General features: G+C 71.8%; 14 protein-coding genes. 6 read left to right on the top strand and 8 right to left on the bottom strand.

What is annotated here, in order from left to right; translation table 11 throughout:
• From ABT171_RS33670 to glgB, 3 genes are all read left to right on the top strand, one after another.
• Positions 1 to 231, top strand: a 231-nt coding sequence (locus ABT171_RS33670) for an alpha-glucosidase C-terminal domain-containing protein (RefSeq protein WP_351250190.1), incomplete at its 5' end; no start/stop codon positions are given.
• Between the two features lie 89 nt (positions 232 to 320).
• Positions 321 to 1,715, top strand: a complete 1,395-nt coding sequence (locus ABT171_RS33665; protein WP_351250189.1) for a maltokinase N-terminal cap-like domain-containing protein — start codon at positions 321 to 323, stop codon at positions 1,713 to 1,715.
• The gene (gene glgB / locus ABT171_RS33660; protein WP_351250188.1) at positions 1,712 to 3,934 is read left to right on the top strand and encodes a 1,4-alpha-glucan branching enzyme; all 2,223 of its coding nucleotides are present in this window, start codon (positions 1,712 to 1,714) and stop codon (positions 3,932 to 3,934) included. The genes ABT171_RS33665 and glgB overlap by 4 nt, the downstream gene beginning before the upstream one ends.
• Here the strand turns inward: glgB and ABT171_RS33655 are convergent.
• The 4 genes from ABT171_RS33655 to ABT171_RS33640 form a co-directional block, all read right to left on the bottom strand.
• Entirely contained in the window at positions 3,909 to 6,137 is a 2,229-nt protein-coding gene (locus ABT171_RS33655) for a HelD family protein (protein WP_351250193.1), read from the bottom strand. The genes glgB and ABT171_RS33655 overlap by 26 nt on opposite strands.
• Before the next feature lie 168 nt (positions 6,138 to 6,305).
• Positions 6,306 to 6,638, bottom strand: coding sequence for a thioredoxin family protein (locus ABT171_RS33650; protein ID WP_351250187.1), 333 nt, complete (start codon positions 6,636 to 6,638; stop codon positions 6,306 to 6,308).
• Positions 6,635 to 7,063: a MerR family transcriptional regulator gene (locus tag ABT171_RS33645; RefSeq protein WP_351250186.1), complete on the bottom strand. Its 429-nt coding sequence runs from the start codon at positions 7,061 to 7,063 to the stop codon at positions 6,635 to 6,637. Before ABT171_RS33645 ends, ABT171_RS33650 begins: the two co-directional genes overlap by 4 nt.
• Before the next feature lie 52 nt (positions 7,064 to 7,115).
• On the bottom strand, positions 7,116 to 7,637 hold the full coding sequence (locus tag ABT171_RS33640) for an Lrp/AsnC family transcriptional regulator (RefSeq protein ID WP_351250185.1): 522 nt from the start codon (positions 7,635 to 7,637) through the stop codon (positions 7,116 to 7,118).
• Positions 7,638 to 7,682: 45 nt separating this feature from the next.
• Here ABT171_RS33640 and ABT171_RS33635 point away from each other — a divergent pair, with 45 nt between their 5' ends.
• Together ABT171_RS33635 and ABT171_RS33630 are read left to right on the top strand one after the other, a co-directional pair.
• Positions 7,683 to 8,591: an NAD-dependent epimerase/dehydratase family protein gene (locus ABT171_RS33635; protein WP_351250184.1), complete on the top strand. Its 909-nt coding sequence runs from the start codon at positions 7,683 to 7,685 to the stop codon at positions 8,589 to 8,591.
• 1 nt (position 8,592) lies between these two features.
• Positions 8,593 to 9,486 (top strand): aldo/keto reductase, encoded by an 894-nt coding sequence (locus ABT171_RS33630; protein WP_351250183.1) that lies wholly within the window; start codon positions 8,593 to 8,595, stop codon positions 9,484 to 9,486.
• Between the two features lie 12 nt (positions 9,487 to 9,498).
• On the opposite strand, the gene ABT171_RS33625 is transcribed toward ABT171_RS33630, so the two are convergent.
• From ABT171_RS33625 to ABT171_RS33615, 3 genes are all read right to left on the bottom strand, one after another.
• Positions 9,499 to 10,029 carry an SMI1/KNR4 family protein gene (locus ABT171_RS33625; protein ID WP_351250182.1) on the bottom strand — a complete coding sequence of 177 codons (531 nt, stop codon included), beginning with the start codon at positions 10,027 to 10,029 and terminating at the stop codon, positions 9,499 to 9,501.
• Positions 10,029 to 10,793, bottom strand: a complete 765-nt coding sequence (locus ABT171_RS33620) for a DUF2127 domain-containing protein (RefSeq protein ID WP_351250181.1) — start codon at positions 10,791 to 10,793, stop codon at positions 10,029 to 10,031. Before ABT171_RS33620 ends, ABT171_RS33625 begins: the two co-directional genes overlap by 1 nt.
• Before the next feature lie 110 nt (positions 10,794 to 10,903).
• Complete coding sequence (locus tag ABT171_RS33615) at positions 10,904 to 12,577, bottom strand: MFS transporter (protein WP_351250180.1); 1,674 nt, start codon at positions 12,575 to 12,577, stop codon at positions 10,904 to 10,906.
• A 132-nt stretch (positions 12,578 to 12,709) separates the two neighbouring features.
• On the opposite strand from ABT171_RS33615, the gene ABT171_RS33610 reads away from it, so the two are divergent.
• Positions 12,710 to 13,327: a TetR/AcrR family transcriptional regulator gene (locus ABT171_RS33610; RefSeq protein ID WP_351250179.1), complete on the top strand. Its 618-nt coding sequence runs from the start codon at positions 12,710 to 12,712 to the stop codon at positions 13,325 to 13,327.
• 120 nt (positions 13,328 to 13,447) lie between these two features.
• Here ABT171_RS33610 and ABT171_RS33605 read toward each other — a convergent pair whose 3' ends face one another.
• Positions 13,448 to 14,836 carry a cation:dicarboxylate symporter family transporter gene (locus ABT171_RS33605; RefSeq protein WP_351250178.1) on the bottom strand — a complete coding sequence of 463 codons (1,389 nt, stop codon included), beginning with the start codon at positions 14,834 to 14,836 and terminating at the stop codon, positions 13,448 to 13,450.
• Positions 14,837 to 14,963: the final 127 nt, after the last annotated feature.

The raw sequence follows: 14,963 nt of genomic DNA, 5'->3' as shown, positions 1-14,963 counted from the left end.
CCGGCCGTCCTCGCCTTCCTGCGCGAGTACGAGGACGACCTGGTCCTGTGCGTCCACAACTTCTCCCGCTTCGCGCAGCCCACCGAGCTCGACCTGAGCCGGTTCGGTGGACGGCACCCCGTCGAGCTGTTCGGCGGGGTCCGCTTCCCGGCGGTCGGCGAGCTGCCCTACCTGCTCACCCTCGCGGGGCACGGCTTCTACTGGTTCCGGCTGCGCCGGAACGCGGCATAGAACCCTGGTGGTGGGGCGGTTTCCCCCGCCCCGCCCGGGGCACGCAGAAGTGATACCCCCTCGCGCTCCGGGAAAAGGACGTGACGCCCATGGCGGAAACGGTCACCTCATCCGGCACCACCACCCCGCTTCTCGCCTCCCTGGACCCCTTGTTGCGCGCGTGGCTGCCGAGGCAGCGCTGGTTCGCGGGCAAGGGCCGCCCGGTCACCGGGTTCACCCCCGTGGCCGCCACCGAACTGCTGCCGCCCGACGGCCGGCTGGGCCTCTACCACCTGCTCCTGCGCGTCCACCAGCCGTCCGCCCTGGGCGCCGAGCCCCATCCGGGCGACTGCTACCAGCTCCTCATAGGCGTGCGCGAGGCGCTGCCCCCGCGGCTGGCGCCCGCGCTGATCGGACACGTGGAAGACGGCCCGCTCGCCGGACGCACGGTGTACGAGGCCCTGTACGACCCCCGGCCCGCCGAAGTGCTGCTGGAGGCCCTGCGCACCCGGGCCCGCATCGGGGGCCTGCGTTTCGAGCGGGAGCCGGGGCGGGAGATCCGCGCCGGGCTGGTGGCCCGGCTGATGACCGCCGAGCAGTCCAACTCGTCGGTGGTCTACGGCGATACGTTCATCCTGAAGCTGCTGCGCCGCGTGGTGCCCGGCGTCAACCCCGACCTGGAGATACCCCTGGCGCTGGCCCGCGAGGGCTGCCCCCGGGTGCCCGCGCCGACGGCCTGGCTGCAGGCGGAGGTGGACGGGGAGTCGTACGTCCTGGCGGTGCTCCAGCCCTTCGTCAGCGGGGCGAGCGACGGCTGGGAGCTGGCGCTGCGCGAGCTGGCCAAGGGCGAGGACTTCGCCGCCGAGTCCCGGGCGCTGGGCCGCGCCACCGCCGAGGTGCACACCGCGCTCGCCCGTGCCCTGCCGACCGTCACCCTCGGCCGCGCCCAGCTGCAGTCGCTGGTCGAGGGGATGACCGAGCGGCTGGCGGCGGCCGTCCAGGCGGTGCCGGCACTGCGCCCGTACGAGAGCGGGCTGCGCTCGGCCTACCTGGCGCTGGCCGGCCTCGCCGCCGAGAACCGCACCTGGACGGCCCAGCGGATCCACGGTGATCTGCACCTCGGCCAGTGTCTGCGCTCGGCTTCCGGAGACTGGTCGCTGATCGACTTCGAGGGCGAGCCGGCCCGGCCGCCGGCCGAACGGCGGATGCCGCAGCCGCCGGTGCGGGACATCGCGGGGATGCTGCGCTCCTTCGACTACGCGGCCCACTCGGTGAGCCCGCCCGCGCCGGACTGGGCGCGCGTCTGCCGGGCCGCCTACTGCTCCGGGTACGCGGAGGTGGCCGGCCGCGACCCGCGCACCGATCCGGTGCTGCTGAATGCTTTCGAGACCGACAAGGCGGTCTACGAGGTCGTCTACGAGGCCCGGCACCGCCCCGACTGGCTCCCCGTACCGCTCTCGGCGATCCGTCGCCTCGCCGCGTCCGCCCAGGAGGCTCGTCCGTGACGACCAAGAAGCCGGCTCCCCCGAAGCACACCCCGGATGCCGCCGTCCCTCCCGCCGACCGCGAGCGGCTGCTGCACGGCACCCACCACGACCCGCACTCCGTGCTGGGCGCCCACCCGGTGCGGGGAGGCGTCGCCGTCCGGGTCTTCCGGCCGTACGCGCGGTCCGTCACCGTCGTCGCCGGCGACCTGCGCGCCGGGCTGCACGACGACGGCGACGGGTTCTTCTCGGGTGTGCTGCCCCTCGCCGACGTACCGGACTACCGGCTGCTGGTGGCGTACGGGGGGAACGTCCTGGACACCGAGGACCCCTACCGCTTCCTGCCCACCCTCGGCGAGCTGGACCTGTACCTGATCGGCGAGGGCCGGCACGAGCAGCTGTGGCGGGCGCTCGGCGCGCACGTCACCACCCGGCAGGGGGTGACCGGCACCCGGTTCGCGGTGTGGGCGCCGAACGCGCGGGGCGTACGGATCGCGGGGGGCTTCAACTTCTGGGACGGCACCGGGTTCCCGATGCGCTCGCTGGGCTCCTCCGGGGTGTGGGAGCTGTTCGTACCGGGGATCGGCGAGGGCGAGGTGTACAAGTTCGAGATCACCCGCCCGGACGGCTCGCGCACCCTGCGCGCCGATCCGCTGGCCCGCCGTACCGAGGCGCCGCCCGCCACCGCGTCGATCGTGCACGTCTCGCACCACGAGTGGGCCGACGCGGAGTGGATGGCGCACCGCGCCGACACCCCCGTGCACGAGGCGCCGTTCTCCGTCTACGAGGTGCACCTGCCGTCCTGGCGCCCCGGCCTCACCTACCGCCAGCTGGCCGACCAGCTTCCGGCCTACGTCCGGGAGACGGGGTTCACCCATGTGGAGCTGATGCCGGTCGCCGAGCATCCCTTCGGCGGCTCCTGGGGCTACCAGGTCACCGGCTTCTACGCCCCGACGGCCCGGCTCGGCACCCCGGACGACTTCAGGTACCTGGTGGACCGGCTGCACCAGGCGGGCATCGGGGTGCTGATGGACTGGGTGCCTGCGCACTTCCCGCGCGACGACTGGGCGCTGGCCGAGTTCGACGGGCGCCCGCTGTACGAGCACCACGACCCGCGGCGGGCCGCACATCCCGACTGGGGCACGCTGGAGTTCGACTTCGGCCGCCGCGAGGTGCGGAACTTCCTCGTCGCCAACGCCGTGTACTGGTGCGAGGAGTTCCACATCGACGGCCTGCGGGTGGACGCCGTCGCCTCGATGCTCTACCTGGACTACTCGCGCGAGCCGGGCCAGTGGACCCCGAACGAGCACGGCGGCCGGGAGAACCTGGACGCGGTCGCCTTCCTGCAGGAGATGAACGCCACCGTGTACCGGCGCTGCCCGGGTGTGGTGACCATCGCCGAGGAGTCCACGGCCTGGGACGGCGTCACCCGGCCCACCCACCACAAGGGCCCGAGCGGCTTCGGCGGGCTCGGCTTCGGCCTGAAGTGGAACATGGGCTGGATGCACGACTCGCTGCAGTACATGGCCCACGAACCGGTCCACCGCAGGTACCACCACCACGAGATGACCTTCTCGATGGTGTACGCGTACAGCGAGAACTACGTCCTGCCGATCTCCCACGACGAGGTCGTGCACGGCAAGCGGTCCCTGGTGTCGAAGATGCCCGGCGACTGGTGGCAGCAGCGCGCCAACCACCGCGCCTACCTGGGCTTCATGTGGGCCCATCCGGGCAAGCAGCTGTTGTTCATGGGGCAGGAGTTCGCCCAGGGCGCCGAGTGGTCCGAGGCGCAGGGCCCCGACTGGTGGCTGCTCGACCCGGCCTACGGCGCCGGGGCCGACCACCGGGGCGTACGGGATCTCGTCCGGGACCTGAACGCGCTGTACCGGGCCACCCCGGCCCTGTGGCAGCGGGACACCGACCCGGCGGGCTTCCAGTGGATCACCGGGGACGCGGCGGACGACAACGTCTTCGCGTTCCTGCGCCTCGACGCGGACGGTTCCCCCCTGCTGGCGGTGTCGCACTTCTCCCCGGTCGTCCGGCACGACTACCGGCTCGGCGTCCCGGACGACGTACCGGCCTGGCACGAGTCCCTGAACACGGACGATGCGCGGTACGGCGGCGGGGGCGTGGGCCACCCCGACCCGGTCAAGCCGGAGCCGCAGGGCGCACACGGCCGCCCCGCGAGCATCCGGCTGACCCTGCCGCCGCTGGCTACGGTGTGGCTGCGGCCGGCCTGAGCGCGTCGGGCAGCATTCCGGTGTGCAGCACCCCCAGCCGCTGCGTCGCCCGGGTCAGGGCCACGTACAGGTCACTCGTGCCGTAGCGGGCCGGCTCGACGACCAGCACCGAGTCGAACTCCAGGCCCTTCGACTGGCGGGGGTCGAGCAGGACCACGGTCTGTGTCAGGTCCGGCTCGGCGCCCGCCGTCACCCCGTCCAGCCGTGCGGCCAGCTTGCGGTGCAGGTGGCGCGGTGCGATGACCGCGAGCCGGCCCTCGGCGGGCGTCAGCTCCCGCACTGCTTCGGCGACGGCGCCGGGCAGGTCGTCGGTGGCGCGCACCCAGGGCCGTTCCCCGGTCGAACGGACCGAGCTCGGCGGTTCGAAGCCGGGGTTCTCGGCACGGACGACGGCCGCCGCCAGTTCCATGATCTCCGCCGGTGTCCGGTAGTTGACACCGAGGCGGGTGTGCTCCCAGCGGTCCTCCACGTACGGCTGGAGGATCTCCGACCAGGAGCCGACGCCCGCCGCCTCCGCCGTCTGGGCCGGATCGCCGACCAGGGTCATCGAGCGGGTCGGGCAGCGCCGCATCAGCAGCCGCCAGGCCATCGGCGACAGCTCCTGCGCCTCGTCGACGATGATGTGCCCGAACGCCCAGGTCCGGTCGGCCGCCGCCCGCTCGGCGGCGCTGCGGTGGTCGGCCTCCTCGTGCCGCTCGGCGAACCGCTCGGCGTCGATGATGTCGTGGGCGGACAGGACTTCGCTGGCCTCGTCGTCCTTGTCCTCGAACTCGTAGGTCCGGGACGCGTACGAGACGTCCAGCACGCCCTGCGCGTAGGCCACCTGCGTCTCCCGCTCCCGCTCCGCCCGCGCCCGCGCCACCCGCTCGTCCACGCCAAGCAGTTCGGCCGCCTCGTCCAGGAGCGGTACGTCCGCCACGGTCCACGCCCGGGTCACCGGGCGGCGGATGGCCGCCGCGTCCTCGTCGGGGAGATAGCCGACGGGGTCGGCGAGGAAGTCCGCGACCAGGCGCTGCGGCGTCAGGCGCGGCCACAACTGGTCGATGGCGGCCCAGACCTCGGGGTTCTCGGCCAGTTCGTCGCGGATCTGGGTGATGTCGGAGGCGTCCAGCAGGCTGCTGCCGTCGTACGGGTCGGTCCCCACGCGCTCGGCGTACAGCTCGGTGAGGGTGTTGAGGATGTGGCCCTCGAAGTGCTCGCGGGCCACGTTGTGCGGCAGTCCGGCGGCGCGGGTGCGCTCGCGGGCGACCTTCACCAGGCCGTCGTCGAGCATCAGGACCTCGCGGTCGTGCTCGATCGCGATCACCGGATCGGGCAGCGACTGCCAGTCGCGTACGACTTCGGCGAGTACGTCCGCCATGTCGGCGCGGCCCTTCACCGCGGCCGCCTCCCTGCTGTCGGTCGCCGTCGCCTTCACCCCGGGGAACAGCTCGCCGACCGTGGCCAGCAGCACGCCGGTCTCACCGAGGGAGGGCAGCACCTCGCCGATGTAGCCGAGGAAGGCCGGGTTGGGGCCGACGATCAGCACGGCGCGGCGGGCCAGCAGGTCCCGGTGCTCGTACAGCAGGTACGCGGCCCGGTGCAGGGCAACGGCCGTCTTGCCGGTGCCGGGGCCGCCCTCGACCACCAGCACGCCGCGGTGGGGCGCCCGGATGATCTCGTCCTGCTCGGCCTGGATGGTCTGCACGATGTCGCTCATCCGGCCGGTGCGCGCCGAGTTCAGCGCGGCCAGCAGCACGGCGTCGCCGCTCGGGTCCTCGTACCCGGTGCGGGTGGCGTCCCCGAGGTCGAGGATCTCGTCGTGCAGGGAGGTCACGGTCCGGCCCTGGGTGGTGATGTGCCGGCGGCGGCGCAGGCCCATCGGGGTGTGGCCGGTGGCGAGGTAGAAGGGGCGGGCGACGTCGGCCCGCCAGTCGATGAGCACCGGGGTGCGCTCGGCGTCGTCCTCGCGCAGCCCGATCCGGCCGATGTGGTGGACGGCGCCGTCGGCCAGGTCGAGCCGGCCGAAGCAGAGCGAACCGTCGACGGCGTTCAGCGCGGCGAGCAGCCCCGAGCGCTCGGCGACCAGGATGTCCCGCTCCAGCCGGGCCTGCATGGGCTTGTCGCCCTGGGCGAGCGCGTCCGTGACCGATGTCTCGGCCTCGCCGCGCAGCACGTCCACGCGCGCGTACAGTCCGTCGATGAATTCCTGCTCGTGCCGCAATTCATCGCCTGGAAATTCGGTGTTTGACAATTCCGCTCCCGCCCGGATATACTGTGCTCACTGAACTTCTCCGCGACCCCGTGAATGCAAGTCGCGAACCACCGAATATACGCAGAGAAATCCCCCGAGCGCAATTGCCCGGGGGATTTTTTGCAGGCGGGGCGGGATTTACAGCACGTCGGCCAGCTCCTCCAGCAGCCGCCGCTTGGGGCGCGCCCCCACCATCGACCGCACCGGTTCACCGTCCCGGAAGACCATCAGGGTCGGCGTGGACAGGACGCCGTAGGCAATGGTCGTCTGCGGATTGCGGTCCACGTCCAGCTGTACGACCTTCAGCCGGTCGCGCTCCGCGGAGGCGATGTCCCTCAGTGCCGGCGCGAGCTGCCGGCAGGGCCCGCACCAGTCGGCCGTGAACTGCACCAGTACCGGCAGCCCCGAGCCCTTCACCTCCGCCTCGAAATCCGCGTCCGTCACCTCGGCCAGTGCGCTCACCAGACTCATCGCGAAAACCCTCCCAGCTCGCACCCGGGTTCCGGGCCCCCCGGAACCAGCGCCTCGGCGGCCAGCGCGTCCCGGGCCAGCTCGGCCCGCCGCAGCTGCCCGGCGACCGTCTCCCGCACCGCCGACAACTGACCGATGAGCCCGTCCAGCTCCGCCAGCTTGCGCCGGTAGACCGCGAGCGAGGCCGGACAGGAGTCGCCCTCGGGATGCCCGGAGCGCAGGCACTCCACGAAGGGCCGCGTCTCCTCCAGCTCGAACCCGAAGTCCTGCAGCGTCCGGATCTGCTCCAGCAGCCTCAGGTCGCCCTCGTCGTACGTGCGGTGTCCGTTGCCGTCGCGCCGGGCCGGCAGCAGCCCGCGTGCCTCGTAGTAGCGCAGGGTGCGGGTGGTGGTCCCGGTCCGTGCGGCCAGCTCGCCGATTCGCATGCCTACGACCGTAGGTGTTGACGTCGGCGTCAAGGCAAGCGGTGCTGTCCCTTCAGTCCCGGGCCGGGGGCAGCAGCGGCTTGTGGCGCACGGGTGAGGACAGCACGATCGACGTCGTCGTCCGGCCCAGCACCGAGGTCTGCTCCAGGATCTCCTCCAGGTGGACGGTGTCGGTGACGGCGACCTTGAGGATCCAGCAGTCCTGGCCGACCACGTGGTGCACCTCGGTGATCTCCGGGCGGTCGATCAGTTCGAGGGTCCTGGGGTGCTTGAGGTTGTAGCCGCCGTGCGGGTTCACCCGGATGAAGGCCTGGATGCCGTAGCCGAGTCGCGCGGGCGCGACCTGGGCGCCGTACCCCTCGACCACACCGGCCGTCTCCAGCCGGCGCACCCGCTCGGCCACCGCCGCCGGGCTCAGACTGACCCGCCGGCCCAGCTCGCTCAGCTTGATCCGCCCGTCGGTCTGCAGCAGCTGCAGGATCTGCCGGTCCACCGCGTCGAAGGCCACCTGCGTTTCGTCGGCGACGGCCCGCAGATGCCGTGGTTCTTTCGGCGTGATGGCCCGATCTCCCATGTCTCCCCCTTCAGAGCTCCCTGCTCGGTCCGGAGAATTATGGTCATGGCAAAAGCACGCGAGGTACTGGTCATCGGGGGCAGCCGCTATTTCGGCAAGCGGCTGATCACCCGGCTGCTGGCGGCGGGTGACCAGGTCACGGTCCTGAACCGGGGATCGTCGGCCCCGCCCCCGGAAGCGGTCCACCTGGTGGCCGACCGCGACGACGAGAAGGCACTGACCGAGGCGATCGGCAGCCGCACCTTCGACGTCGTGATCGACCAGGTCTGTTACACCCCGCGCCAGGCGGAGATCGCCCACCGGGTCTTCACGGGCCGCACCGGACGCTACGTCATGACGTCGACGGTGGAGGTGTACGAGCACCAGGACACTGCGGTGCCGGTGCCGGAGAGCGCGGTCGATCCGCGTGATGTCACCGTGGACCTGGAACTCCCCTGGGACGACGCGGAGTTCGCCCCGGCACACTACGGCGAGGGCAAGCGGCAGGCCGAGGCGGTGTTCACGGGCTCCGGCCTCCCGTTCGCGTCCGTACGCGTCGCCCATGTGCTGGGCGGCGACGACGACTTCACCGGCCGGCTGGAGCATTACGCCCGGCGCATCCGCACCGGCACGCCCATCGCCGTACCGCCGGCCCCGCACCCGGCGACGTACATCCACGTCGAGGAGATCGCCGGCTTCCTCTTCTGGGCGGCGGGCGCGGACTTCACGGGCCCGGTGAACGCCGCCTCCCACGGTCTGCTGGCCCTGGACGAGCTGTGCGCCGCGGTGGCGGCCCACTTCCCCGAGGGCGAGGTGCGGTTCGAGGTGACCGAGTCCGCCGAGCTCTCCCCCTTCGCCTTCCGCCGCCGTTACGCCATGGACAACTCCCGGGCCGCCGGGCTCGGTTTCTCCTTCGGTGACGTACGGCAGTGGCTGCCGAAGGCCGTCGCCGAGACCCTGGGAAAGGACAGCTGACATGCGCTACCGCACGGTTGGCGATCTGAAGGTGAGCGCGATCGGCCTCGGTGCCATGCCGCTGTCGATCGAGGGCCGCCCGGACGAGGCCCGGGCCCTCGCCACCGTCCACGCGGCGCTGGACGCGGGTGTGACCCTGCTGGACACGGCCGACTCCTACCACCTGCCGGGCCAGGAGCCCGGCCACAACGAACTCCTCCTCGCCCGTGCCCTCGCGACCTACGGCGGCGACACCGACGGCGTCCTGCTGGCCACCAAGGGCGGCCGGGGCCGCCCGGCCGACGGCACCTGGACGACGACGGGCACGCCCCGGCACCTCAAGACGGCCGCGGAGGCCTCCCTGAAGCGGCTCGGTGTCGAGGCGATCGGCCTCTACCAGCTCCACCGGCCCGACCCCGCCGTCCCGTTCGAGGAGTCGGCCGGCGCGCTGCGCGAACTCCTCGACGAGGGCAAGATCCGCCTGGCCGGCCTGTCGAACGTGACCACCGACCAGATCGTCCTGGCCCGCACGATCCTCGGCGACCGCCTGGTGTCCGTACAGAACCGCTTCTCCCCCGAGGTCCGCGACAGCGATCCGGAACTGCGGCTCTGCGCGGAGCTGGGCCTGGCGTTCCTGCCGTGGAGTCCGCTCGGCGGGATCTCGCGCAGCTCGCTGGACGGGTCGTCGGACCTGGCGGCGGCCCCGCGGTTCGCCGCGTTCCACGAGGTGGCCCGGGAGCGCGGGGTCAGCCCCCAGCAGGTGTGCCTGGCCTGGCTGCTGTCCCTCTCCCCCACCGTGATCCCGATCCCGGGTGCGAGCCGTCCGGAGACGGTCCGCGACTCGGCGGCGGCTGCGGAGCTCACCCTGACGGAGACGGAACTGACGCGCCTCACCGACGCCGCACGGGCGTCCTAGCTCGAACGCCGCTCAGCGGCAGAGGGCGTCGAGGTGGGCGGCGAAGGAGGGGAACCGCGCCCCGGCCGCCGACACGATCTCCGGGGCCGGGCGGCGCGGGGTGGTGGCGTGCCGGGCGGCGATCTCCGCGAGGGCTGCATTCGGGCGGGCGGTCCAGCCCGGCTCGGGCCAGAGCGCCTCCCTGGGGCCGTAGCCGTCGGCCAGCACCCACAGAAAGTCGCAGAGGCTGGCGGCAACCACGCCGGTCTCCCCCTCCGAGCCCAGGAACACCACCGGCTGCTCCGTCACCGCCCGCCCCGGCCGTGCGCACCACAGGGCGGCGCGGCCACCGGTGCCGTGCCTGCCGAACACCCGGTAGGCGCTGCCGTCGGCTTCCGGATTGCCGGTCCACCGCCGCAGCCAGTCGGTGGTGTCCTCGGCCGGGTCGAGGGCGTCGTGCACCTCGAAGTCGACGCCCTCGCCGTGGTCGTAGTCGAACCCGACGGCCGCCACCTCGGCCAGTGCGGGCGGGAGGCGGCGGCCGTCCTCCGTCCCGGCGGGCATCAGACGGTCACCCCCGCCGACTCCTCCACCTCCATCAGGGAGGCGCTGTGCCGTTCCTCCTCGAAGGCCCTGCGGCCGCCCCGGAGGCCGAAGAGGCGCTTGGCCATGGCGATGTAGAGGACCGCGAGGATGTTGAGGACGAGCGTGGCGATCTTCAGATAGCTGACCTTCTCGGTGATCTCGTAGATCTCCAGCGGCAGGAAGGCGGCCGTCGCCACCACCGTCAGATACTCCGCCCAGCGCTTGGCGTACCAGAGGCCGACGGCCTCGATCAGCTCGATCAGCGCGTAGGCGAGCAGCAGGGCGGCGACCAGCAGCAGCGTGGAGTGCTTGTAGCCGAACGCCTTCTGGATGGAGCCGACGACGGGTGAGTGGTCGAGGTCGTAGTGGAAGTGCCGGAAGACCGGCCGGAAGACGTCGAGGTACTCGTTGAACAGGCTGCGGACCGCGTCCTGGCTGTTGCTGAACTTCCAGACCGCGACCGCGACCAGCACGATGAACACCCCGCGCACGGCCCGCTCGATCGCCAGGAAGCGCAGGATGAACAGGTCCCGCAGCACCTTCCCGCGCGGCACGAGCGGGGCGTCCGCGGCCGGCCCCGAGCCGTGCGGCTCACCCAGCACGAAGTCACCGCAGCGCAGGCAGCGCCACACCTCGCCGAGCGCGGTGTCGGCGTGCAGCCGCAGACGCAGGCGGGGGTCGTCGGGCGCGTAGGTGACATGCCCCTTCCGCGCGCAGGTCCGCCGGTCCCAGTCGATCTTCATATCCCCCGTGCCTCCATACACGTACTGACTCACAGATACGGACGCCACGCACGAACGTGCCGTTCCGATTGGCCCGGAGCGGCACGTTAGTGGATGGGAGCGGGAAGCTGTCAGCCGGCCGTGCTGTCCGCCAGTTCCTTCTCCTCGGTCTTCACGTCCGGCGCGGGGGCTTCACGGCGTGGGAGCAGGAAGCCCACGAGGATCGTGCCGAGGCCGAGGACCACCGCGCCGACCAGGCTGGTGTGGGCGACCGCGGAGGAGAAGGAGGAACCGACCGCGTCGGCCATCTGGCGGGCGCCCGCGGCGAGTTCGGCGGCCTGCTGCTTGAGCTGTGCGGCCTGCTGCGGGTTCGAGGTCTTCGCCGCCTGGGCGGCCAGCGCGTGCGCCTTGTCGCCGATGCCCTGCGCGACGGCGTATCCGGCGCCGACCGAGTCCTGCGCGGTGTCCAGGGCGCTCGCCGGGAGCTTGCTGCCCGCGGTGGCGTCGGAGAGGTGGTTGGCGTACGACGTGGCGAGCAGCGAGCCGAGGATGGCGATGCCGAGCGAGCCGCCCAGTTCCAGCGAGGTGTCGTTGACCGCGCCGCCGACGCCCAGCTCGGACTCGGGGAAGGCGCCCATGATCGCGTCGGTGCAGGGCGAGAGGGCGAGGCCGATGGCCAGGCCGAGGATGATCAGGGGGGCCAGGAAGTCGGTGTACGTCGAGCCCGCGTCCACCCGGGTCAGCAGGGCGAGCGCGCTCGTGCCGCCGACCATGCCCGCCGTGACGGTCCACTTCATCCCCACGCGCGGGGTCAGCAGGCCGGTCAGGGCGGAGCCGACGAAGACCGCGCCGGCCAGCGGGAGCATCCGTACGCCGGTCTGCAGGGCGTCGTAGCCGAGGACGAACTGCAGGTGCTGGGTGAGGTAGTAGAAGGCGCCGAAGACGGCGAGGAAGAACAGGGCGACGGCGAGGTTGGAGCCGGCGAAACGGCGGTGTGCGAAGCGGCGGACGTCCAGGATCGGGCGGGGGTGGCGCAGCTCCCAGACGACGAAGGCGAGCAGGCCGGCGCCCGCGACCACGGCCGCCGTGACCGCCTTGGCACCCCAGCCGAAGTGCGGACCCTCGATGATCATGTAGACGAGGGAGCCGGTCCAGATGACCGACAGCAGGCCGCCGACGTAGTCGATGCGGTCGTGGTGGCCCGCCTTGGAGGGCGGGATCAGGACGAAGGCGGCGACGATCGCCACGGCCGCGATGGGCACGTTGATCAGGAAGGTCGAGGACCAGCCGTGGTCGCGCAGGAGGGCGCCGGCGACGACCGGTCCCGCGGCGATGGCGAGGCCCGCGGTGGCGGTCCACAGGACGATCGCCTTGGCGCGTTCGGCGCGCGGGAAGGTCGCGGCCAGCAGGGAGAGCGTGGCGGGCATGATCAGCGCGGCGCCGACGCCCATGACGGCGCGGGCCGCGATGACGGTGGCCGCGCTGTCGGCGAGGTAGCCGGCGACCGCGCCGCCGCCGAAGACGACCAGGCCGAGGACGAGTGCCCCGCGCCGGCTGTACTTGTCGCCGATCGCGCCGAGCAGCAGCATCAGCGCGGCGTAGGGGACGGTGTAGCCGTCGATCACCCACTGCAGGTCGGCGCTGGTCAGCCCGAGGTCCTTCGTCATGTCGGGCGCGGCCACCGTGAGGGCGGTGTTCGCCATCACGATGATCAGCAGGCTCAGGCAGAGCACGAGCAGTGCCCACCAGCGCCGGGCGTAGGGGCGCTCCATTTTCTCGACCGGTTCGGTCATGACGAGTCGCATGGCAGGGGTCGCCTTCCTCGGATACGCGACGGGACGTGAAGTCCAGGTTTTGCACAGCGGCGTGCAATTGCACAACCATGTGCAATGTACGTTGTTGCACAGTGCTGTGCAAGTCGAGCCGGTGCGGGCACAATGACTGGCATGACCACGGGTAACCCCAGCCGCGCCGACGCCAACCGGCGCCGCATCCTCGACGTCGCCCTCGCCGAGCTGCTGCGCGATCCGGACGCCTCCATGGACCAGATCGCGCGCGCGGCGGGTGTCGTACGACGGACCGTGTACGGCCACTTCCCCAGCCGTGAGGCACTGATCAGCACCCTCGTCGACGAGGCGGTGCAGGCGCTGACGGACGCGGACGCGGCGGTGCGCGAGGGGGTGGAGGACCCGGCGGAGGCGGCGGCCCGGTCGCTCCTCGCGATCTGGGCGGCCGCGGACCGCTACCGCCTGCTGATCGCGCTCGCCCAGCGCACGGTCACCGTCCAGGGCATCCGCGAACGCCTCGCCCCGCTGCGCGCCAGCAAGATCCGGCTGCTCCAGCAGGGCCTGGACGAGGGCGTGTTCAGCTCACCGCTGCCGGCCCCGGCCCTGGCGTACGTACAGGAGCAGATGGTGTTCGCGGTGATGGAGGCGGTGAACGACGGCCTGGTGACAGCCGAGGAGGCGGGCCGCTCGGCCACGGTCACGGTGCTGACCGCGGCGGGCGTGCCCGCCTCGGCGGCCACCGCGCTGGTGGCCAAGGTGAGTGCGTAGAGGGAGGAGTGAGAAGCCGGGCGGTCGAGGTACGGAGGACACTCGACCACCCGGCGGTGGGTCCCGGACGCCCGGCCCGGGTTCAGGCGGGGCCGGACATCCGGAGTTCTTTCGGCAGGGTCAGGCCTTGGCCAGCTCCTTCTCCCCGCCCCCCTGCGGCTCGGGCACCCCGGTGACCGCCGGCCGGTTCTCGTCCGGCAGCGTCGTCTCGTCGAACGGCAGCTCGCCGGCCAGCACCTGCCGCACGCGCACCTTGTCGATCTCCTTGGTCCACGTGCCGATCAGCACGGTGGCGACCGCGTTGCCCGCGAAGTTCGTCAGCGCACGCGCCTCGCTCATGAACCGGTCGATACCGACGATCAGACCGACCCCGTCGACCAGCGCCGGCTTGTGCGACTGCAGACCGCCGGCCAGGGTGGCGAGCCCCGCACCGCTGACGCCCGCCGCCCCCTTGGACGCCAGCAGCAGGAACAGCAGCAGCGGGATCTGCTCGCCCACCGACATCGGCGTACCCAGCGCGTCCGCGATGTACAGCGACGCCATGGTCATGTAGATCATCGTGCCGTCGAGGTTGAAGGAGTAGCCGGTCGGCACGGTGATGCCGACGACCGGCTTGCTGACGCCCAGGTGCTCCATCTTCGCGATCAGCCGCGGCAGCGCGGACTCGGAGGACGAGGTGGACAGGATCAGCAGGAACTCCCGCGCCAGGTACCTGCACAGCGAGAAGATGTTCAGCCCCGCGACGATCCGCAGAACCGTGCCGAGCACCACGAAGACGAACAGCACGCAGGTGACGTAGAAGCCGAGCATCAGCACGACGAGGCTCTTCAGCGCGTCGAGACCGGCCGAGCCGACCACCGCCGCGATGGCGCCGAAGGCACCGACCGGCGCCGCCCACATGACCATCGACAGGATGCGGAAGACGAGCCGCTGGAGGTGCTCGACACCGCGCAGGACCGGCTGCCCGACCGGCCCCAGGGACTGCAGCGCGAACCCGGCGAGCAGGGCGACCAGCAGGGTCTGCAGGACCTGTTCCTGGGTGAAGGCGGACACGAAGGTCGTCGGAATGATCGACAGGACGAACTGGACCGGCGGCAGCGCCTCCTTGGACACCTGGTCGTGTCCGGACGCCTTCATGGCATCGGTGAGGTGCAGCCCCTCACCCGGATGCAGCACGTTGCCGACGACCAGCCCGATGGCGAGCGCGACCAGCGACATCACCAGGAAGTACCCGAGCGCGATACCGCCGACCGTACCGACCTTCGCGGCCTTCCGTACGGACCCGATCCCGAGCACGATCGTGCAGAAGATGATCGGCGAGATCATCATCTTGATCAGGTTCACAAAGCCGGCGCCCAGGGGCTTCAGCTGGACCGCCGCGTCGGGCCAGACGAGTCCCACGGCGATGCCGAGCGCGACCGCCACGATGACGGCGATGTACAGGTAATGGGTCCGGTCCCGCTTCGCGCGGGGCGCGGCAGGTGCCGTGTCGGGGGTTGTGGCGGCCACGACTGCCCTCCTTGACGTCTTCGTCGGTGAACTACCGGCGTGCGGCTCACGTCCGGGCGTTGTTCCAGGAATGCCGTGACTATCTCCCGCCCTGTGAGGGCGGTCACCCTTCCGTTCATTGAGTTCA

This window comes from Streptomyces sp. NPDC001851, from assembly GCF_040297165.1.
Taxonomy (GTDB): Bacteria; Actinomycetota; Actinomycetes; order Streptomycetales; family Streptomycetaceae; genus Streptomyces.
The sequence above is the reverse complement of the archived record's forward strand: the minus strand, read 5'-3'. Positions and strand labels throughout refer to the sequence as shown.

Excerpts from the sequence above, each read along its gene's own strand:
- ABT171_RS33665 (WP_351250189.1), top strand. The coding sequence starts at position 321 with ATGGCGGAAACGGTCACCTCATCCGGCACCACCACCCCGCTTCTCGCC.
- ABT171_RS33650 (WP_351250187.1), bottom strand. The coding sequence starts at position 6,638 with ATGAGTCTGGTGAGCGCACTGGCCGAGGTGACGGACGCGGATTTCGAG.
- ABT171_RS33645 (WP_351250186.1), bottom strand. The coding sequence starts at position 7,063 with ATGCGAATCGGCGAGCTGGCCGCACGGACCGGGACCACCACCCGCACC.
- ABT171_RS33640 (WP_351250185.1), bottom strand. The coding sequence starts at position 7,637 with ATGGGAGATCGGGCCATCACGCCGAAAGAACCACGGCATCTGCGGGCC.
- ABT171_RS33635 (WP_351250184.1), top strand. The coding sequence starts at position 7,683 with ATGGCAAAAGCACGCGAGGTACTGGTCATCGGGGGCAGCCGCTATTTC.
- ABT171_RS33630 (WP_351250183.1), top strand. The coding sequence starts at position 8,593 with ATGCGCTACCGCACGGTTGGCGATCTGAAGGTGAGCGCGATCGGCCTC.
- ABT171_RS33625 (WP_351250182.1), bottom strand. The coding sequence starts at position 10,029 with ATGCCCGCCGGGACGGAGGACGGCCGCCGCCTCCCGCCCGCACTGGCC.
- ABT171_RS33620 (WP_351250181.1), bottom strand. The coding sequence starts at position 10,793 with ATGAAGATCGACTGGGACCGGCGGACCTGCGCGCGGAAGGGGCATGTC.
- ABT171_RS33615 (WP_351250180.1), bottom strand. The coding sequence starts at position 12,577 with ATGCGACTCGTCATGACCGAACCGGTCGAGAAAATGGAGCGCCCCTAC.
- ABT171_RS33610 (WP_351250179.1), top strand. The coding sequence starts at position 12,710 with ATGACTGGCATGACCACGGGTAACCCCAGCCGCGCCGACGCCAACCGG.